This window comes from Flavobacterium hauense (assembly GCF_054457175.1).
Map to the genome: position 1 here is coordinate 24172 of NZ_JBTKVX010000009.1, position 19902 is coordinate 44073.

Here is a 19902-nt window from a genome sequence, read left to right on the forward strand (position 1 = left end):
CCTCCGGAGCTCTCAATAGGTTTACTGAATCATTAACTATAAATATGTCGCTTCTCCGAAGCTAGTAATCATCATCCGGCACTTCCTCAATATGTTCCATCATAAACACCTGATAGTTGTAATGCTCCTCGATAGGGCGGGCATGATTGGCTTCTTTAAGATGTGCCAATAGCTGCTGGTGGAATTCGGGATCGTTCTTGCTGCCGTCCGGAGCATTGAGCCCTGTAATAGCATAGCTGGCAAAGTGATCGGGTACACTCAGCTTTTGATGCATCTCGGTAGAGAGGATAAATCCGCCTTCATGAATGTCCACGATATCGGCCGTGGTCACTTCCTGAATAGCATTGAAAAATGAATCGGGAACATAGCCTCTGTCGGCTTTTAGTTCGCTGCTGCCGGGCAGCCTGAAAATAGCTTTGTAATATGGCATATATTGGGAGTAAATCGTAGACTAAAGATACGTTATTTTTAAAAGCTGGTCAAGTGGTTTTAACAGAGTATTTACTATTTAAACCTACAAGGTCTCGCAGACCTTGCAAGTAGATTACACTATATTTCCTGCAAGGTTTTCAAAACCTTGTAGGTATAATTTCTATATTTGAAAGAAATTACTTCTGGTATTGTATGAAAAATATTTTATTCCTCCTATCAATAGCATTATTAACATCATGTTCAGCTAAACTGCCCTATAGCGAACAGAGAATCTATAAAGACAAGTTTGACGATGCAATTCCGGTGCTGAATGTTGCGACATTCCATATGGGTACTACTAACGATGCCAATTCCACGGAATTTGATGAGAATGATAAGAAGAACCAGGAAGAAGTCAGGAAAGTGGCTAAGCTTTTGGCTGAATTCAAGCCTACCATTATCGTGATTGAAAGTCTGCCGGCAAACGATTCCATAAGAAGGGCAGACTATCTGGATTATGTGCAACATCCGAACAAAAAGTTTACAGACCCAGATGAGAGGGAGCTTCTGGCGTATGAGATTGGGAGGTTAAGCGGTACCAATAAGATATACGGAATAGATTTTAAGGAAGGTTATGATTATAATATTGGCGAACAGGTAAATCAGGTTGACAAAACCACAAACAATAAATACTGGGCGCTGGTAGATGATAATGAGAAAAAAAATCCTGAAGAGGGAATTCCGTTTTACGATCTTTTTAAGTTGAATAATCACCCACAGTATTTGGAAAGCCTGATCAATATCAATGCCGATTTGCTGACCTATATTTCCAGTAAAGGAAAATCGGAAGGTGCGGACGAAGCAGCGAAATTTTACCATAGAAATTTGGTGATGTTCTCTAACCTCAATCAGATCCCAGTGGGTAAAAATGACAGGATACTCATTTTGATGGGAGGGACACATACGGCATTTTTCAATGATTTTTTAAGAAGAAGCCCCAAGTATAAATTGGAAAACGTATTTAATTATTTAAAATAACTATCTGATTTTCTTTGCTTTATTCTCTTTTCGGCTTTTATAGTCATATCTTTAGATAAATTAAATCAAGCCGTATGACAAAATCTGAAAAAAAGGTTCAGCTTAAAAAAATGATCGCTGAATTCCTTAAGGCTACCGATCCTGCCATCCTGACGAAGTTGCGGAATGATATTTATATGGAAATTAACAGGCTGCCCATGTCTTCTAACGACAGAAACCACACCGAAGAAGAAATGTATCTATGGAACTATAACAGTGACAGATATATTGAAAATCCTAAAAGTATTACTATTCGTACTAATCTTATGTCTGATTTTGATGTCATTGTAAAAACTGTTGATGTTTCTTTGTTAGGAAACTAACTGTTTGATCTGTATTTAATTATTCCCTTCATGATCTTAATTGTTGTACCTTTAAATAACTAAAAAAGGACTATGACTAAATCTGAAAAAAAGACTTTACTAAAGAAATTGATTGCCGATTTCCTCGCAACATCTGATGCGTCTGTACGAACAGAGATTCGCGATACTATCTTTAAAGAAATCAATAAACTGCCACTGTCTTCTCACGACCGCAACCATACCGAAGACGAAATGGATCTGTGGCTCTATAATATTGACAGGTACATAAAAGACCCTAAAAGCACCGCTGCTCATACTTCTGTTATTGCCGACTTTCAGGAAATTATAAAAGTTGTGGATATATCGCTACTCGCGAATTAGTTCGCCCTTATAGCTTTAACGCCAAAATCAAGGAAGGATTTAGCGTGGGAAGAAGGAGAGCGACCCACGAGTCGAGCGCGCAGCGGCGAGCGGCTTGGGTCGGGATGGGAAATCCTGACGTAGATTTTCAGTTATAGCTATACAGGCTTGAATTTTTGTTTCTTTTGTTTCAAGACAAAAGAAAAAGAAAGCCCCACTTTCGTGAAGCTTTTTTTATGCGTCTTTAGTCTGTGACTTCTGTATTTTCTCAGCAGCCGATTTGGCGGTTTCAACGTGGCTGATGCAGCGTCTTTTGCCACCGCAGCTGTAACGGTGCAGTTTGGGTCCACAGGAGCCTAATAATAGTAATCCGGTAGCGGCCAGTGTAAAAATGTATTTCCTCTTCATCATCATCATCTGTTTCATATTTCGGATACAGTTTAAGCAAACAGTATGCCAAATCGTTGATATTCTATTTGTTAAAGTTTAAGCGAGGTCGGCCGAAAAGCTGTCCTGCATGGCTTTAAGCTGTTCAAGATAATGACGTTCGTTAGAAAGTCGCGGTATCTTGTGCTGTCCGCCCAGCTTGTCCTGTTCCTTTAGCCAGTCGTAGAAAAGCTTTGGCCTTGCTACGTTAAGTACTAACGGGTTCAGCGTCATATTATTGTAGCGTTTGGCCTCATAATCAGAGTTGAGCGTCTGCAAAGTTTCATCAAGTACGGTACGGAAATGTGCTGCATCTGCAGGAGGTTCCTTAAATTCAATGATCCACTCATGTGCGCCTTTTTCTCTGCCGCTCATAAATACCGGGGCAACGGTATAGTCTATAACTTCGTGGCCTGTGATCTGACAGGCTTTCGCAATAGCAGTATCGGTATTCTCTACCATCAGCTCTTCGCCAAAAACATTGATATGGTGCTTGGTTCTTCCTGTAACTTTTATGCGGTACGGATTAACTGATGTAAACCTTACGGTGTCGCCAATCATGTAGCGCCACAATCCTGAATTGGTTGTGATTACGATGGCATAATTTTTATCCACCAGGACTTCTGATAGCGGGATTACCCTTTGGTTCAGTGTGCCGAAAGTATCCATCGGGATAAATTCGTAGAAAATGCCGTAATCCAGCATCAGCAGCAGTTCGTTGCTGTCGTTGCTGTCCTGTATGGCAAAGAAGCCTTCAGAAGCATTGTATATCTCGTAGTATTTAAAGTCGGCTTTAGGCAGGATTTTTTTGTACTGGTCACGGTAGGGTTCAAAGCTCACTCCGCCGTGGAAATACACTTCGAGGTTAGGCCATATTTCCATCAGGTTGGTCTTTCCGGTTTCCTCGAGCGCACGGTTCATCAGTACGAGCATCCATGAAGGCACACCGGCAAAACTGGTCACGTTCTCATTTATGGTCTCTTTTACGATCGCAGGAAGTTTGGTTTCCCATTCGCTCATCAGCGACACCTTGTTGCTTGGTGTGCTGCTGAATTCGGCCCATATCGGCATATTGTCTATCAATATGGCAGAGAGGTCGCCAAAGAAAGAGTTATTGTCTTCATACAGCTGTTTGCTGCCGCCAAGGCGAAGCGATTTACCAGTAAAGAGCTGTGATTCTTCATTGTTGTTCAGGTAAAGGCACAGCAGGTCTTTTGCGGCTTTATAATGGCAGTCCTCCAGCGCATCGGCACTTACAGGAATGAACTTGCTTTTGGCATTGGTCGTTCCGCTCGATTTGGCAAACCATTTTATTGGTGCTGGCCAAAAAACATTCTGCTCGCCCCTGCGGGTAAGTTCGATCATCGGTTCCAGGTCTTCGTAGGTCGAGACAGGTACCCTTTCAGAAAAGGTTCTGTAATTTTTAACGGATGCAAAATCGTGTTTTTTGCCAACAGACGTGCTTTCCGCAGTGCGGATAAGGGTCATCAGCAACTCGTCCTGTACCTCGTTAGGGTATTTCAGGAACAATTCTATATCATGGATGCGTTTTTTCAGTATCCACGAAGCAATTGAATTGATAATCGGCAATGCCATATTTTAGTATCTTTATGCCCATAAAAATACTAAATTTTATATGCAATACGAAGGGGTTTTAACAAAAATGCAAACGGAGGCGGGCAGCCCGATACAATATTACCTGGTTTTTGAAAACAGTTTTCTGAATGTAAACCAGCTGTTAGGTAAAGACTTAGAGATTAATTTCATGGGCTTTCAATGCCTTAATTGCAGTAAAAAGAAAAAGATATACCGCCAGGGTTTTTGTTATGATTGTTTTTACAGTTCAGCCTCAGCGGGCGACTGGATCATGCGCCCCGAACTGAGCACGGCCCACCTTGACATAGCCGACCGGGATCTGGAATTCGAAAAGAGAGTGCAGCTGCAGCCGCATGTGGTTTATCTTGCCGCATCAAGCGACATGAAGGTAGGGGTGACCCGAAAAACGCAGGTGCCTACGCGCTGGATAGACCAGGGAGCATCTTGGGCAACGCCACTTGTCGAGGTGCCTAACCGCTACCTTGCCGGCATTACGGAGGTAGCGCTGAAAAATCATTTTTCGGATAAGATCAACTGGAAGAAAATGCTGCTGAATGAGGTTAATCCCATCGACCTTATCGCAAGGCGTAACGAAGTGCGTTCGCTTCTTCCTGCTGAAGTAATGCCCTTTTTCGAAACTACCGAAGAAAAACTATATACGTTAGACTATCCCGTACTGCAATACCCTAAAAAAGTAGGCGCAAGCCTGAACCTTGGTAAGACACCTATCTTTAATGGCAAGCTTACGGGCATTAAAGGGCAGTATCTATTATTTGAAGACGGTACGGTTTTCAATTTGCGTTCGTATGAAGGTTTTGTAGTGCAGATAAACGTTTAGTTTTCAGTTGCTGTTATTTTGAGCGAAGTGTAACGGAGTAGAAAAATCTTTATATATAAAAAACGCCTGATGAAAATTTCATCAGGCGTTTTTTATGTTGTTTGGTAAGGTCTGAGTAAGAAACCCTAAACTCCAAAGAGGCTTGGTCTATTCTTTCTTCTCCTTTTTCTTAAACAAACCATTGATCAGTTTTCCGGCACCTTCTTTTGCCTTTTCTTCCAGTTCTTTTTTGGTTTCTTCTTTGGTCTTAGGAGTGCTTGTTTTAGTAGTGTCAGTAGAGGTCGTCGTTTTACCGCCGCCTAACAATTTGTTCAAAGCATCAGTACCTTTGGTTGTCGCTTCGTTGATATATTTGTCCTTTTGCTGTTGCACCAATTGATTTGTTAGGTTGGTCGCTGCCTTGCCAAGGTCGGTGCTTACTTTAGGGTTTTTAAAGTTACCCGTAATCACGGCATTTACCGGGATTATGATCTTGCTTGGATCACCTTTAGCTGATGCGATCAGTTTGTTTACATCGCTGCCCAGATATTTCGCCGGAACCTCGAAACCTACGTTGTAGCTCATAGTCTGGTCAAAACCGTGGGTACCCTGTATCTTGATTGGAATATCCTGGTATTTCAGGTCAATAGGTTTGATTATAACCTTGCCATTCTCAAAAGTAAGCCCTATCTTTTTATTAAGATCTATCTTAGAAAGGTCAAGGAATTTTATGTTAGATGTTAACGCCGTAAGCATTTTTGAGTTCTCAGGATTAACCTTTGTCTGAAGCAGTTGTCCTAAAAGATCTCCCGAAAGCGATTTCAGATCCGGTGTCATTTCTTTGGCATCAAGGTTACCGCCCACTTTAATAGTAGTATTCATTTTTCCGGTTATCACGCCTACTATTGGTGCGATAGACTTAAGCATTTCAAGCTGGTTGAACGATTGTGTAATGTCTACATTGCTAAGAGAAAGGTCAACATTGAATTTTGGCGTAGCTCCTTTAGTAGATACATCGCCATTAACACCTATCTGCCCGCCAAATATCGACGACTTCAGGTTTTGGATGGCAACTGTTTCGTCTTTTATAACCATTTTACCCGATACATCTTTCAGGAACAGGTTGTCATATACTACAGTGCCCGCTTTGGCTGTAATGGTACAGTCAAGGAAAGCCGGTATCTTAACTGCGTCAGTTGCGGCTACTGTTTTGGTGGTCTTAACCTCTTCAGATCCCTGCTCGGTTGTTTTTGTAGTCGTGGTCTTGGCTGCTTCGGGAGCCATGAAATCGGCCACTACAAGTTTGTTCGAACTCATGTTGAAGTTACCTTTCAGGTTTTGGTTCCTGAAAATGAATCCGTAGAAGTTGTCCAGCGTACCGTTAACGTTGATGTCAGATCCGCCTGTTACAGCATCAAATTTGCTAAGGGTAATGCGGCTTGGGTTAAATTGTACTGCCGCTTCGTTTATTTTTACAGGTTTCGGCAGGTCGCCTTTATAAGTAAAGCCTCTAAGGCTCATGCTTCCGTTGTTCTGTATCTTTTCATACTGGCTGTTCTCTACCGATTTCATATCAAATTTAGTAGCAACATCTGCCCTAAGTATGCCTGAAAGCGGAATATCCATTTTTACAGGATACGCTTTAGATACATTAGCAAGGTTTATTATCCCTTTCAGCCTTGCATCTACAAGAGGGTTCTCTACAATGTTTTTGATGTTGGCACTTGCGTCAAACACATCCTGGTCTATCCTGAACGAAAGTTTATCAAGATTCACATAAGTATCATTTAAGATTCCGGTTTCGTTGATGATCTTGGTATCGATAACAATATTCTGAACCGATTTTGGCAGGTCAGGATATTTGAACGATGCATTATTTGATGCGATCGCAATATTAAATTTCGGGATAGAGTTGTCGCCATTCAGTCCGTTTACTTTACCATTGATGGTAAAGTCGCCTTCGGTTTTTACCGATGCCAGGTTGCCAGAATAGGCTTCCGGAACTAAACCTAAGAAGTTTTTGAACGATGAGGTAGGTGTCTTGAAGGTGATATCGATTTGCTGCCCTTGTTCTACCATTGCAAAAGTTCCGTCAAACTCCAATGGCAGCTGGTTGATGAGTGCCTTATTGTTTTTGAAGGTATAAATACTCTTGTCAAGATCAAGGCCCAATACAGCATCAAGGCTAAGGGCTACATTTTTCATATAGTTGGCCTTATCCATGTTTAGCGAAAGCTTGGCAGTAGTTTTCGTATCAAGATCAAGCTTGTTGGCTGCCATGTTGCCTTTACCTTCGTGGTTCAGGCTGTCTATTACCATGTTTATTTTAGAACGCTCATCGTAGTAACGAAAACGCAGGTTCTCTACTTTGTACTTCTGCATATTCAGGGCAAAAGGTTTGCTTTCTTTGGTATCAGCAGGCTGCTCTTTGTCATCTTTAATCGCGATATCAAAGTTGCCCACACCGTCTTTATTGAAGAGGATATTCACAACACCATTTTTAGTGCCAATGTATTCAATGTTCATCGGTTCGCCTTCGCCTTTAAAAAGCTCTTTGATCGACATGTCAAGGTCAATTTCTTCCATGTATACAAGAGTATCGCCCGCAAAAGGCGCTTTGTTTACAACGCTTAGTTTTTCTATGGTAACATTAGCTTTCGGGAAACTCCTGAAAAGGCTCAGGCTAACATCCTCAAACGCCACGTTGGCATCTACTTTCTCATTGATAGTCTTTAAGACAAGCTCTTTGATCTTGCCTTTAAATAAGAACGGTGCTGCTGCTAATGCAATGATAATTACCAGTAAAACGATACCGGTCCATTTTAAAACTTTCTTAACCATGATAACTTTTAAATTTTGCCTCTAAGATAGAGAATATAGTCTTTTAATAACTCAAAAACTGTATGATTGTTGCCTGTAGTTTCTGACGTTTCCGAATCTTAACCTCTTTATAAACGTTTAAAAACCTTAAATTAAAAAAGCACAATGATTTTTCATTGTGCTTTTTTAAAATGTCAGAGTGTAGTTAAACTACCTGATGTTTATTTCATAAGGCATTAATACCTGTGTGCCTTTTATCTGGCTAACACGGCGAATGCGCTCAATAACACGGTAATTTTCTTCGCCTACCTGTTCTTTTATGAGTTCTTCTTTGGTTTGCATGTTAAGGCCAAGCATGCCCAGTATTTTGCTGAAGTCTTTTTCAAATTCAGGATAGTCATGTGTAGAATAATCTGTGGTTTTACCCAGTTTTGCAGCATATTTTATTGCCGCGTCAAGTCCGCCAATTTCATCTACAAGTCCGTTCTTAAGCGCTTCGTTGCCGCTCCATACACGGCCCTGTCCTATGGCATCTACCTGTGCAGGGGTAAGTTTTCTACCCGCCGCTACACGGCTCACAAAAGTAGTATAGACTTTTTCAACGCTTTCCTGTATGATAGCTCTTGTATCGTCTTTAAGCGGAGTGAACACGCTGTAGCCAGATGCGTTTTTATGTGTGCTCACCTGTTCGGTGTGAATGCCTATCCTGTTAGAAAGTTCGGTAAAGTTCGGCAGCATGCCAAATACACCTATCGAACCTGTTATGGTACCCTGCTCAGCAAAAATGCGGTTGGCGTTACATGAAATGTAGTAACCTCCTGAAGCTGCCACGTTACCCATAGATACTACTACCGGTTTTACTTTTTTGGTAAGCTCAATGTCCCTCCATATCAGTTCAGATGTCAGTGCGCTTCCGCCCGGAGAGTCCACACGCAATACAATGGCTTTAACATTGTCGTTCTCTCTGGCCTCTTTAAGCGCTTTACGTATAGGAGTTTCAGTTACCGTGTTTACGTCACCTTCGCCGCTTCTGATTTCGCCTTGGGCATAAATGATGGCGATCTCGTCTTTACCACCAGCCATCAGTTTGTCAAGTGCAGTTGCTTTTACATAGTCCAGTATGGTTACTTTCTTGTAGTCTTCGTCTTTTTTAATCTTAAGGGCTTTTTTGATACCCGCTTCATACTCGTCAAAATAAGCTATCTTATCGATAAGTTTTGCCTGTTTGGCAAGCTCCGGTGTGCGTGCGCCAAGCCTGTCGGCTACAGCATTAAGGCTGTCTACCGGAATTTTACGGCTTTTAGAGATATCAGTAACGATCGAGCTCCAAACTGAATTCAGCAATACCGTGATTTGCTCCCTGTTTTCAGGGCTCATCTCGTTGCTAAGGAACGGCTCAACGGCACTTTTATATTTTCCATGACGGATAACTTCCATCTTAATACCTGTTTTGTCCTGAAGGTCTTTGTAGAACATCACTTCAGATGATAGTCCTTTAAAGTCAATTTCTCCTACCGGGTTCAGGTAAACCGTATCGGCAACCGAGTTCAGGTAATAATCTTTTTGCGAATAGCCGTCAGAATAGGCTACAATAAATTTGCCCGATTTTTTAAATTCGTCAAGCTCATCACGAAGTGCCTTACTTTGGGCGATGCCTAATTGTGTAGAACTATTAGTGATGGTAATTCCTTTGATCCTGTCGTCTTTTTTGGCTGCATCAATAGCCCTGATCACATCTACAAGCCCTTCGCTTGGTTCAGAGTCGAACATTGGAAAATCTTTGTACTTAAACTTGCCCGAATAGTCATTTGTAACCTGTGTAAGGTCAAGCTCGATTACACTGTTCTTATCTACGGTCACCGCTTTATCATTGCCTCCGCCTGCGGCAGCAGCTATAACACCTATAAGGATTATGAAAAAGAAAAATAAAAAGCAAAACACAAACAAGCCTACTACGGTAGAAAGCACGTTCTTAAGAAATGATGGCGCACCTGACTTTTTGTACTGGGGCTGTTTGTACTGTGGTTGATTTGGAGTATCGTTCATCGTAAAGAGAATAATTTATTTATTAATCAGACGCGTAACAGTGTAATATGTTACAACTACGAAGATAGAATTTTTTTTGGCCTCACCCCAACCCCTCTCCGAAGGAGAGGGGGCAGCTTCAATCAGGTGGCTTATCCAGCCTTTGAAACTTTGCGGCTTAGCAACTCAGTAACTCAGCAACTTTTATTTACTTTGCACCTATGAGATTTCAAAACACAGCCATCCTGTCATTAGGCAGTAACATGGGCAATCGCCTGGAGAACCTGCAATGGAGTATCGAGTATATCAACAGTCATATTGCTACGGTGGTAAAGGTTTCCGGTATTTACGAGAATCCATCTGTGGGTTTTGAAGGAGACGATTTTTATAATTGCTGCATCCTTGTGCATACGCAAAAAACTGCCGTGCAGTTGCTGGCCGAACTGCTAAGTGCCGAACTGGAAGGCGGCAGGGTGCGCAATCCTGACGAACGCTATCACTCGCGTACCATAGATATTGATGTGATTGCTTTTAATAATGAGATCCTTAGCGAACCCACTCTTGAAGTGCCACATCCGCGAATGCAGGATCGTAATTTTGTACTCATTCCATTAAGGGATGTTGCTCCGCATTGGGTGCACCCGAAATTTAAAAAAGACATTAACCAACTGATAGACGAATCTGGAGATAGCAGTACATGCGAATTTGTAGTGCAGTTGCCTGCCCCGATCGCTGACTTCAACCCGAAACACCATAGCTATATTGCCATAGAAGGAAACATAGGCGCGGGCAAGACCAGCCTTGCGGGTAAATTGGCGGAAGATTTTGGAGGGCAGATCGTTCTCGAACGTTTTGCCGATAACCCTTTCCTGCCGCAGTTTTACAAAGACCCGCAGCGGTATGCGTTTTCGCTGGAGATGTCTTTTTTGGCCGACCGCTACCAGCAGCTTAGCGACGATCTGCTTCAGGTAAATCCACAAACCGACTTTGTAGTGGCTGATTACCACATCATCAAATCGCTTATATTTTCTAAAGTAACCCTTGGCGATGATGAATATGCGTTGTACAAAAAGCTGTTCGATATTATGTATGGCGAAATGCGCAGGCCCGGGCTGTATGTGTATTTATACCAGACTACCGAAATGCTTTTGGAACATATCAAGCTCCGTGGGCGCAGTTACGAGCAGGAAATAAAAGCCGAATACCTTGACAATATCAACCAGGGCTATCTGGATTATATTAAAACCCATAGCGGACTCAATGTTTTGGTGCTGGATGTTTCCAACCGGGATTTTGTACACAATCAGGAAGATTACATGTGGGTATTGGAGCAGGTTAGTAAAGCAAGAAAGAAGTAAATATAATATAATATTGATTGTAAAGTGATGCCCTTGTAGCCTTAACGCCAAAAATCAAGGAGGGATTTAACGTTGGGAGAAGGGGAGCGACCCACGAGTCGAGCGCGAAGCAGCGAACGGCTGGGGTCGCGATGTGAAATCCTGACGTAGATTTTCAGTTATGGTTACACAGGCTTGAACTTTTGCTTCTTTTGTTTCAAGACAAAAGAAGAGGAGATTGTTATTTTGTAAAGATATACTGTAACAAAGTATCTTTGCGTTATACAAATCATCATCATCAATCATCAAAATGAGCCCCTATAAATTTATTGTTTTCGACTTTGACGGCACCATCGCCGATTCCCGGTCCTTATTTATCGAACTGTATAACGAACTCGCCCTTAAACACGACTATAATCTACTGAACGACGAGAACCTGGATGTGCTTCGAAGCATCAGCATTTCCGAGCGTTGCAAACTGCTCGGCGTGCCCATGTACCGTATTCCGTTTCTCGCTTCGACCATTATCAAAAAATATAAAGCCTCAATACCACAGCTGCAATTTAACGAAGGTATGAAAGAGCTTCTGCTCTCATTCGGCAGCAGTCATATTCCGTTTGCCGTATTGTCATCGAATTCAAAAGAGAATATCCAGAAATTCTTTGAATTGAACGGAATGGCCAATAACGATATTTTTAGTTCCCGAAGTGTTTTTGGAAAGCACCATCTCATTAACAAATTCCTGAAGCAGAAACAGCTGAAGCCATCTGATATATTATACGTAGGCGATGAGCTTCGCGATGTGGTTGCCTGCCGTAAAAGCGGGGTAGATGTAGCCTGGGTGAGTTGGGGTTATGACAGCGCCGAATCGCTTAAAAACAATAAACCGGACTACCATATCGATAGCCCGGCTCAAATATTGTCGTTAGTGTTGCATAAGCCTGTTGTGGCGGTTTAATTGTATGTAATGCAGGATTAATTCCCTAACGGAAAATTATCAGCAGCTGAATATCGCGTAGGGATTTAATGTTGGTAGGAATGATGTGCATTGGTTCATATTTCCCGTAGGGAATAAATTCATCCGGCCTAGCGTATCAGGCTAAAATGCCCTTTTATCTCTGGGGTTTCATTATCCAGTTTAATCACGTACCAATAATCTGTTGCAGGTAGTGTGTTCCCCTGAAAAGTACCATCCCACGAACGGTTGCGGCTGCTTAATGCTGCCACTACTTTACCATAACGGTCAAAGATATTGATGGTTGCTAACGGATATGCCTGCATGCCTGCAAGGGTAAACACATCGTTTATGTTGTCGCCATTTGGAGTGAAGAATTTGGGTATCATGTAGACATAAAAGACCATCGAATCGTTACCGCAGCCGTTTATCGAACGTGCCTGTGCGGTATGTTGTCCGGCGCTAAGGTTGGTGAAAATGTTTGAATCCCTGTAGTTGCCGCCATCCAGTGCATATTCATAATTGTCGGTGTCAGGATCATTCATGATAATGGTGGCTACATCTGTATTTACCTCTACACGAATTATGTCTGTTTTAGGCAGGGTAGTGGCAATAACGGTTTTTATGGCACTGCATCCGGCAGGGTTGGTTACTTCTACGGTATAGGTGCCTGCCTTTGTTATTTGTATCGACTCACTGGTTGCTCCTGTAGACCATAGGTATGCCATTCCTGAAATACCGGCGCTGATGGTTGTTTTTGCCTTGTCGCAAAATTCGATTTCTCCATCCTGAACCTGTGGAAGAGCTAATACCGTTATGCTCACTGCCTGCCTTGATGTTGCCGGGCAGCCATTGTTTACGGTTTCGGCATAAAAGGTAGTATTGGCTGTAAGAGGTGGCGTGGTAAAAGGACTCCCAGTGCCTATGATATTTCCTCCGAGTGGAGCATCATACCAGTTTAGTGTACCTGCGTTAACTGTTGCTGTAAGCTGTGCGCTTTCTCCTGAACATACGGGAGCAACAGGATCAGGGTTTGGTGTAGTGGGCTGGATGTTTATTGTTGCGGCAACAGCGGTCCTTGGTACTGTGGAACAGCCTGCAGGATATGCCGAAGCATAATAGGTTGTTGTTTGGGTAAGATACGGTGTGGTAAAGCTCGAACCTGTAGCCAGCAGGTTGCCGCCTGTTGGGGCATCATACCAGTATATCAGGCTGCTGGAAGAAACTCCCTGCAGTGTAAGCGTACCGTCGCCGCAGCGTTGCGCTGTAGTTGTAGATAAGAGTTTAACTACATTTATGGTAGTACTCGCCGATATCTGTAGTACCGGATCGCCTGGCATACCGCCAAATTCTACAATATAGCCTTTAGGGGCATACTGCCCGTCGCCGCCACCATTCGCCAGGTCGTTCCATGAGCCGGGAATTCCAACACCGGGAGCGGTAATGTGTGCATAATTTTCATCGCCTAAATTGTTGGGTTCTGAGTTATTCCAAAACGCAAAATTTGGAGTAGATCCGTTTGCTGTGCCATTCCAAAAAGTCGTACCGGTTTCGGGGCCGGTAACCCATTTCCATACACCTTCCTGTGCAGCGTCACTTCCGCCTATCCAGCCGGTTCCGGTAGCCTGCTCTCCGCAAAGCTGTGCTTCATCGGCTGCGCCTAATGTGGCAAGGTAACCCTGCAGGCCGTAGTAGGTAGTGTTTTCTGCAGCAGTTTTGGCATTTGTCCATAGTATACCGTCGGCGGCGATGAATTTGTAATAATGCTGTGTTGATGCCAGGTAATTGGCATCGCCCAGTGAAATGGAAAATGTACGCAGTCCGTAGGATGGATTTGCTGAAGTGTTGTTGTAAACAACATTGAATCTTATTGCGTCTCTAATTGTGGTATAAAGTATTTCGGCACCCGGGGTGCTGCTTTTTAGGGTAAGTGTTGCCGAAGTCGCATTCCATGTGGCTATAATGCCCGGTGTAGGGTTGAGGTTTAACATGTCTTCCCCGTTTACATAACCAGATGATATCTGAATATAGGCTGCTATGGCTCCGGTATCATCAGGGTCATTAATGTTAAAATCAGTTGCGATGTTCATCGGGTTGCCGGGGCAATACGTCTGCTGTCCGGTAGCAGTTACCGTAGGGGCGATGTCTTGTGCATCAATATGCGAGAAAGAAAAAAGCAATAGGGTCACAAACAGCTGCGCACTACGAGATATCCCTGAATATTGGGGTGAAAATAGTTTCATTTCGTAAAAATAGGGGATTAAGGGGCTAGCCTGCTGTTGTATAGTTTTTTTGAAAGATATCCCACACCACAATACCGGCACTAACCGAAATGTTGAGGGAATGTTTAGTTCCAAGCTGCGGGATCTCTATGGTTCCGCTGCAAAGTTTGATGGCTTCCTGCGAAACGCCTTTTACTTCGTTACCAAAAACAAGCCCGTATTTCTTACCTTCTTCAGGCTGGAAATCGTTCAGGTAAACCGAATTTTCCACCTGCTCGATAGCCCATACTTCGGTGCCCTCTGCCTGAAGTTTTTGTATTACTTCACGAACATCTTTGGCATATTCCCAGGCAACGGTATCAGTAGCGCCAAGGGCGGTTTTATGTATCTCTTTGTTGGGAGGGGTAGCAGTGATGCCGCACAGGTAGATCTTCTCCACCAGAAAGGCATCGGCAGTACGAAACACCGAGCCTATGTTGTGCAGGCTGCGGATGTCGTCGAGTATTATGATGAGCGGGGTCTTTTCGGCATCCTTAAAGTCTTCGATGCTTTTTCGGCCCAACTCGTTGTTAGCTAATTTTCTCATGTGTGTTTTTTGGAATAGCAAATGTAAACATATTTTAAAGAAATGGGCTGTAATCAAACGTATTCGCTCTTCTTCTTATAATGTTAAATAGGCAATGAATGAGTGAGGCTACGGCCTTCAGCTTTGTGGCGTAAAGCAAATTAAGAGTTGAAGCGTTAAAAAAGATTTTCTGTTTGAGCGGAGCGAGTTCAAATCTTTTAGCTGAAACTTTTAATTTGTAGCCTAAAGAGCTGCTGCCTTGAACTTTTGCTTCTTTTGTTTCAAGACAAAAGAAGAGAAGAAGTAAGTTATCCACCATTTACCAACAGCGCATTTACTTTTTTGGGAATTTGACTAACTTCGCCCATTAAGCAATTTTAAACCTTATTTCCCTTGGCGACTAAAGAAAAAGCACCCAAAGAAACCCCGTTAATGAAGCAATATAACGAGATCAAGGCAAAGTATCCCGATGCCTGCCTGTTGTTTCGTGTAGGCGACTTTTATGAGACCTTTGGTGAAGATGCTGTAAGGGCAGCCGGGATATTGGGCATAGTGCTTACAAAAAGGGGAGCGGGCAGCGAAACCGAAACGGCTTTGTGCGGATTCCCGCACCACTCGCTGAATACTTACCTCCCAAAACTCGTTAAGGCAGGACTTCGCGTTGCGATATGCGATCAGCTGGAAGATCCGAAAATGACCAAAACCATCGTGAAACGTGGCGTAACCGAACTGGTGACCCCCGGTGTTTCGATGAACGATGAGGTGCTGCATTCCAAAAGTAATAACTTTTTGGCATCGGTATATTTTGGGAAAAGGAGTTTGGGTGTGTCCTTCCTTGATGTGTCTACGGGAGAATTTTTCACGGCACAGGGTAACGAGGAGTATATTGATAAGTTATTACAGAATTTCAGTCCGAGTGAGGTACTTGTGCCTAAAGCGGAAAAAAATAATTTCAGGGAGACTTTTGGCGATGATTTCCATACATTCTACCTGGAAGACTGGGTGTATAAGGAAGATTATGCGTTTGAGAACCTTACTTCACACTTCGGGACCAATTCCCTTAAAGGTTTTGGTGTAGAAGAATTGCAGGAGGGTGTCATTGCATCGGGGGCGGTGTTGTATTATCTGTCCGAAACACAGCACAACAAAGTGCAGCACATTACATCTATTCAGCGTATTGCCGAAGATGCCTATGTGTGGATGGATCGTTTTACCATTCGAAATCTTGAACTGTACCAAAGCCCTAACCTTAATGCCGTAACCCTGCTCGATGTCATCGACAGGACGCTTTCACCCATGGGCAGCCGACTGCTGAAACGCTGGCTGGCGCTTCCGTTAAAGGATGCTAATAAGGTGCGTGCACGTCACGAAGTAGTGGCTTACCTGAAAGACAATCAGGAGATACTGAATAAGATACAATACCAGATAAAACAGATATCCGATCTTGAGCGTCTTATCTCTAAGATCGCGACAGGAAAGGTGAGTCCGCGTGAGGTTATTTACCTTAAGGATTCATTGGATGCTATTGTGCCGATAAAAGCCTTGGCGCTTGAGAGTAAGAACGAAGCATTGAAAGCTATCGGCGACAGCCTGCATGCGTGCGACCTGCTTCGTGAAAAGATAAAGACTACATTACACCCTGATGCTCCCGTTTCTATTAATAAAGGAAACGCTATCGCATCGGGCATCCATCCTGAACTGGATGATTTGAGGAATATTTCAAACACAGGTAAAGAATACCTCGAAGGTATAGAAAAAAGAGAGTCGGAAGCTACGGGTATCTCGTCGCTGAAGATATCTTTCAATAACGTGTTTGGTTATTATATAGAAGTCCGTAATACACATAAAGACAAGGTTCCGGCAGAATGGATACGCAAGCAGACACTTGTGAACGCTGAGCGCTACATTACCGAAGAGCTTAAAGAATACGAAACCAAGATATTGGGTGCCGAAGAAAAGATACATGCCCTCGAAACCCAGTTGTTCGAACAGCTTGTGATCTGGATCGGGACCTACATAAAACCGGTGCAACTCAATGCGAGCCTTATTGCCCAGATGGACTGTCTGGCGTCATTTACGCAGCTGGCAATAGAAAACAAATATGTTTGTCCTGTTATTGATGATAGTTTTGAACTTGAGATCAAAGAGGGCCGCCACCCGGTTATTGAAAAGCAATTGCCTGTAGGAACCGAATATATTACCAATGATGTCTACCTTGACCGTAGCTCTCAGCAGATCATCATGATAACGGGTCCGAATATGTCGGGTAAGTCGGCTATCCTTCGTCAAACGGCACTGATAGTGCTGCTTGCGCAGATGGGAAGTTTTGTGCCTGCCGAAAGCGTGCGTATGGGTATAGTAGACAAAATATTTACAAGGGTAGGGGCATCGGATAATATCTCGATGGGCGAATCGACATTCATGGTCGAAATGAACGAAACGGCAAGCATCCTGAACAATATATCCGACAGAAGCCTTATCCTTCTGGATGAGATCGGACGTGGTACCAGCACCTATGACGGTATATCGATTGCCTGGGCTATCGCCGAATTTTTGCACGAGCATCCGGCACAGCCTAAGACGCTGTTTGCGACGCATTACCATGAACTGAACGAGATGCAGGATATCTTTGAGCGTATCCAGAATTTCAATGTATCGGTAAAAGAGCTGAAAGACACCGTGCTGTTTATTCGTAAACTTGTAAAGGGCGGTTCTGCGCATAGTTTTGGTATCCATGTGGCTAAGATGGCCGGAATGCCACAAACGGTTATACAGAAAGCGCAAAAGCTGCTTAAAAAGCTGGAGAAAGATCATTCCGGCGAAGCATTGGGCAATGGCAAGATAGCTCCTAAGGACGAACTGCAATTAAGCTTCTTTAACCTTGATGACCCATTACTGGAAGAGATCAAACAGGAAATAATGAGCCTTGACATCAATACGCTTACTCCGGTAGAGGCTTTAATGAAGCTGAACGAGATAAAGAGGATGCTGACGAAGTAGTCTTCAGTCGCAGTGTTCAGTTTGCGGCACTGTCATTTCGACCGAAGCGCAGCGTAGCGGAGAAATCCCATTCTTTGTGTAAACAGAAATAGGTAGTCTAAAAAAACTTTCATTTTTAAGCTAAACGTTATCAGAAAGTTATATTTTTCTTTGATTTTTTTTCATGGAAACGTTTGCAGAATTGAAATTAAGTACTACATTTGCAACCGAAATACTGAAACAAACAGCGGTAATCAATTGCGAAAATAGCTCAGTTGGTAGAGCGCAACCTTGCCAAGGTTGAGGTCGCGGGTTCGAATCCCGTTTTTCGCTCAAACTACTAGTTTATGCTCGAGTGGTGGAATTGGTAGACACGCTGGACTTAAAATCCAGTGGGTAGTAATGCCCGTGCGGGTTCAAGTCCCGCCTTGAGTACAGAAAAGCCTTAAACGAAAGTTTAGGGCTTTTTTATTTTAGTGTTATCAACATCTAGGACTAAGTACTTTTATTGCTTTGATGTCGAATATGGATAAAGCTTTATCTAATATTTATGTCATTCTGTACGTGGAAGATATTAGTTGTAATCGACGAAATGCACAAATCACCGTTAAATAAACTCCCTAAGGTGAGTTGAAATGCAAAAAAATCGTAATTTTGTAAAAAATATCTTTACTAATGCTTGATCAGTTTTTAAAACCTATTTCAAAAAAGCATTCAATCCGCAATGTTGTGGCAACAGTTTTTCTTGCGCAAAATGTTTTAAAAATAGAAACGTTATTTGATAAATTGAATAATGTTGAATCTATCTGTAAAAGTTATCCTAGAAGAAATAAAACTACACTTAGAACTATACGACTAGATGATAACATAAAGCAAGATAAAATTAATGGTTTTGTATTTGAAAGTTTTGATGTGCAAGGTAGATTGGAAAATATTTTAAGACTTGTTAATCAGAGTGATAATACAACTGCGCTTACTTTTGAGACAAGGAGATACGAGAATTGGGAAAATTATTTAAATAAATTGGTTGATGATTTAAGTGTTGTATCAGATAATTATAAATTTTTTATATCTGCTATTTCATTAAGCTATATTGATGAATTTACATGGGTGAATTCTGAGAAAATTCCAGTTAAGGAAATATTTAATGTAAATTCTGAGTTAATAAATAACAAGTTTCTAAATTCTGACAATGCAACTTTAATTTTGCATTCTCAAGCAAAAGAAGATGTAGATTCTAATGAAGGATATGAAGAAAAGACTGAAATATCTTTTGGCAATAGACTCAGGAAAGTTATTATTAATCATCAATATGTGAAGACATTTGACAGTTTTGAAGATTCCAATGAAGCGTTAACAAATGATTTATTAACAGGGTATTTTCAAAAAGCTCATAACATCAATAAAGATGTTCTGAAAGAAGTATTATCCCAAGAAGTGCTTAAATTAATTAATTTAAATTAGTGCAGCATGATAACAGCAGTAATTGATTCTGTAATATTAGGTTTAAATCCTGATTTTGATAAACAAAAATATAGATTCCATTCAAATTTTTTTAAAATTGAACCTGGGAATGAGACTAATGAGACTTCATATAAATCTGAACTTTTTTTGAGAAATCATGAAATTAAAACTTGTGAAGAAGAATTAAAAAATGAGATTGACCATATTTCTAAATTGCCTGATAATTGGAATGGATTTGGTTCAAAAAAGATTAGTACGGAGGTTATAATAAATACGCTAAATGTAGTAAGTGAGATTCCACCAAGCATATTATATTATTTAAAGGATAATATTTACCCATCTAAGTTTGGCACTATAATTTTAGACTGGGAATTTGGTGGGGCTGATAATAATATTTTTTCTTTGGAAATATCGAAAAATTCTGTTGGATATTTTATTGAATCGAAAGGAGAAGACATCAAACAAGTAGAATCATTAGATATATCTTTTGAAGAATTTGACAATACAATGTATTTTGTAAATCAGGATTTACAATCTTTATTATAA

Annotated in this window: 16 protein-coding genes and 2 tRNA genes; 11 read left to right on the top strand and 7 right to left on the bottom strand. The window is 41.9% G+C overall.

Features of this window, described 5'->3' with window-relative positions; all coding sequences use genetic code 11:
• Positions 1-61: 61 nt before the first annotated feature.
• Positions 62-430 (bottom strand): hypothetical protein, encoded by a 369-nt coding sequence (locus tag ACX0HA_RS08070; RefSeq protein WP_458844758.1) that lies wholly within the window; start codon positions 428-430, stop codon positions 62-64.
• Positions 431-624: 194 nt separating this feature from the next.
• Here ACX0HA_RS08070 and ACX0HA_RS08075 point away from each other — a divergent pair, with 194 nt between their 5' ends.
• The 3 genes from ACX0HA_RS08075 (at position 625) to ACX0HA_RS08085 (ending at position 2171) form a co-directional block, all read left to right on the top strand.
• On the top strand, positions 625-1449 hold the full coding sequence (locus tag ACX0HA_RS08075; protein WP_458844759.1) for a DUF5694 domain-containing protein: 825 nt from the start codon (positions 625-627) through the stop codon (positions 1447-1449).
• A 74-nt stretch (positions 1450-1523) separates the two neighbouring features.
• Complete coding sequence (locus ACX0HA_RS08080; RefSeq protein ID WP_458844760.1) at positions 1524-1811, top strand: hypothetical protein; 288 nt, start codon at positions 1524-1526, stop codon at positions 1809-1811.
• 72 nt (positions 1812-1883) lie between these two features.
• Complete coding sequence (locus tag ACX0HA_RS08085; protein WP_458844761.1) at positions 1884-2171, top strand: hypothetical protein; 288 nt, start codon at positions 1884-1886, stop codon at positions 2169-2171.
• Between the two features lie 213 nt (positions 2172-2384).
• On the opposite strand, the gene ACX0HA_RS08090 is transcribed toward ACX0HA_RS08085, so the two are convergent.
• Both ACX0HA_RS08090 and ACX0HA_RS08095 read right to left on the bottom strand, forming a co-directional pair.
• A complete protein-coding gene (locus tag ACX0HA_RS08090) occupies positions 2385-2576 on the bottom strand; it encodes a hypothetical protein (protein WP_458844762.1) in 192 nt (63 codons plus the stop codon).
• 60 nt (positions 2577-2636) lie between these two features.
• Positions 2637-4172, bottom strand: a complete 1536-nt coding sequence (locus ACX0HA_RS08095) for a GH3 auxin-responsive promoter family protein (protein WP_458844763.1) — start codon at positions 4170-4172, stop codon at positions 2637-2639.
• Between the two features lie 40 nt (positions 4173-4212).
• Here ACX0HA_RS08095 and ACX0HA_RS08100 point away from each other — a divergent pair, with 40 nt between their 5' ends.
• Positions 4213-5010 carry a DUF2797 domain-containing protein gene (locus ACX0HA_RS08100; RefSeq protein WP_458844764.1) on the top strand — a complete coding sequence of 266 codons (798 nt, stop codon included), beginning with the start codon at positions 4213-4215 and terminating at the stop codon, positions 5008-5010.
• Positions 5011-5157: 147 nt separating this feature from the next.
• On the opposite strand, the gene ACX0HA_RS08105 is transcribed toward ACX0HA_RS08100, so the two are convergent.
• Together ACX0HA_RS08105 and sppA are read right to left on the bottom strand one after the other, a co-directional pair.
• Complete coding sequence (locus tag ACX0HA_RS08105) at positions 5158-7830, bottom strand: AsmA family protein (RefSeq protein WP_458844765.1); 2673 nt, start codon at positions 7828-7830, stop codon at positions 5158-5160.
• Between the two features lie 189 nt (positions 7831-8019).
• Positions 8020-9855, bottom strand: a complete 1836-nt coding sequence (gene sppA, locus ACX0HA_RS08110) for a signal peptide peptidase SppA (RefSeq protein WP_458844766.1) — start codon at positions 9853-9855, stop codon at positions 8020-8022.
• Between the two features lie 200 nt (positions 9856-10055).
• Between sppA and folK the strand changes: the two genes are divergently transcribed.
• Both folK and ACX0HA_RS08120 read left to right on the top strand, forming a co-directional pair.
• The gene (gene folK / locus ACX0HA_RS08115; protein WP_458844767.1) at positions 10056-11192 is read left to right on the top strand and encodes a 2-amino-4-hydroxy-6-hydroxymethyldihydropteridine diphosphokinase; all 1137 of its coding nucleotides are present in this window, start codon (positions 10056-10058) and stop codon (positions 11190-11192) included.
• Positions 11193-11481: 289 nt separating this feature from the next.
• Positions 11482-12129 carry an HAD hydrolase-like protein gene (locus ACX0HA_RS08120; protein WP_458844768.1) on the top strand — a complete coding sequence of 216 codons (648 nt, stop codon included), beginning with the start codon at positions 11482-11484 and terminating at the stop codon, positions 12127-12129.
• 128 nt (positions 12130-12257) lie between these two features.
• On the opposite strand, the gene ACX0HA_RS08125 is transcribed toward ACX0HA_RS08120, so the two are convergent.
• Complete coding sequence (locus ACX0HA_RS08125; RefSeq protein ID WP_458844769.1) at positions 12258-14369, bottom strand: Ig-like domain-containing protein; 2112 nt, start codon at positions 14367-14369, stop codon at positions 12258-12260.
• Positions 14370-14394: 25 nt separating this feature from the next.
• Complete coding sequence (locus tag ACX0HA_RS08130; RefSeq protein ID WP_458844770.1) at positions 14395-14934, bottom strand: RNA methyltransferase; 540 nt, start codon at positions 14932-14934, stop codon at positions 14395-14397.
• Positions 14935-15306: 372 nt separating this feature from the next.
• Here ACX0HA_RS08130 and mutS point away from each other — a divergent pair, with 372 nt between their 5' ends.
• The 5 genes from mutS to ACX0HA_RS08155 all read left to right on the top strand — a co-directional run bounded on the left by mutS (position 15307) and on the right by ACX0HA_RS08155 (position 19902).
• Positions 15307-17913 carry a DNA mismatch repair protein MutS gene (gene mutS, locus ACX0HA_RS08135; RefSeq protein WP_458844771.1) on the top strand — a complete coding sequence of 869 codons (2607 nt, stop codon included), beginning with the start codon at positions 15307-15309 and terminating at the stop codon, positions 17911-17913.
• 239 nt (positions 17914-18152) lie between these two features.
• Positions 18153-18225, top strand: a tRNA-Gly gene (locus ACX0HA_RS08140).
• Positions 18226-18241: 16 nt separating this feature from the next.
• Positions 18242-18327, top strand: a tRNA-Leu gene (locus ACX0HA_RS08145).
• A gap of 240 nt (positions 18328-18567) precedes the next feature.
• Entirely contained in the window at positions 18568-19356 is a 789-nt protein-coding gene (locus ACX0HA_RS08150; protein ID WP_458844772.1) for a TIGR04255 family protein, read from the top strand.
• Between the two features lie 6 nt (positions 19357-19362).
• A complete protein-coding gene (locus ACX0HA_RS08155; RefSeq protein WP_458844773.1) occupies positions 19363-19902 on the top strand; it encodes a hypothetical protein in 540 nt (179 codons plus the stop codon).

Coding starts and splice junctions, on each gene's coding strand:
- ACX0HA_RS08070 (WP_458844758.1), bottom strand. CDS start 430: ATGCCATATTACAAAGCTATTTTCAGGCTGCCCGGCAGCAGCGAACTA.
- ACX0HA_RS08075 (WP_458844759.1), top strand. CDS start 625: ATGAAAAATATTTTATTCCTCCTATCAATAGCATTATTAACATCATGT.
- ACX0HA_RS08080 (WP_458844760.1), top strand. CDS start 1,524: ATGACAAAATCTGAAAAAAAGGTTCAGCTTAAAAAAATGATCGCTGAA.
- ACX0HA_RS08085 (WP_458844761.1), top strand. CDS start 1,884: ATGACTAAATCTGAAAAAAAGACTTTACTAAAGAAATTGATTGCCGAT.
- ACX0HA_RS08090 (WP_458844762.1), bottom strand. CDS start 2,576: ATGAAACAGATGATGATGATGAAGAGGAAATACATTTTTACACTGGCC.
- ACX0HA_RS08095 (WP_458844763.1), bottom strand. CDS start 4,172: ATGGCATTGCCGATTATCAATTCAATTGCTTCGTGGATACTGAAAAAA.
- ACX0HA_RS08100 (WP_458844764.1), top strand. CDS start 4,213: ATGCAATACGAAGGGGTTTTAACAAAAATGCAAACGGAGGCGGGCAGC.
- ACX0HA_RS08105 (WP_458844765.1), bottom strand. CDS start 7,830: ATGGTTAAGAAAGTTTTAAAATGGACCGGTATCGTTTTACTGGTAATT.
- sppA (WP_458844766.1), bottom strand. CDS start 9,855: ATGAACGATACTCCAAATCAACCACAGTACAAACAGCCCCAGTACAAA.
- folK (WP_458844767.1), top strand. CDS start 10,056: ATGAGATTTCAAAACACAGCCATCCTGTCATTAGGCAGTAACATGGGC.
- ACX0HA_RS08120 (WP_458844768.1), top strand. CDS start 11,482: ATGAGCCCCTATAAATTTATTGTTTTCGACTTTGACGGCACCATCGCC.
- ACX0HA_RS08125 (WP_458844769.1), bottom strand. CDS start 14,369: ATGAAACTATTTTCACCCCAATATTCAGGGATATCTCGTAGTGCGCAG.
- ACX0HA_RS08130 (WP_458844770.1), bottom strand. CDS start 14,934: ATGAGAAAATTAGCTAACAACGAGTTGGGCCGAAAAAGCATCGAAGAC.
- ACX0HA_RS08150 (WP_458844772.1), top strand. CDS start 18,568: ATGCTTGATCAGTTTTTAAAACCTATTTCAAAAAAGCATTCAATCCGC.
- ACX0HA_RS08155 (WP_458844773.1), top strand. CDS start 19,363: ATGATAACAGCAGTAATTGATTCTGTAATATTAGGTTTAAATCCTGAT.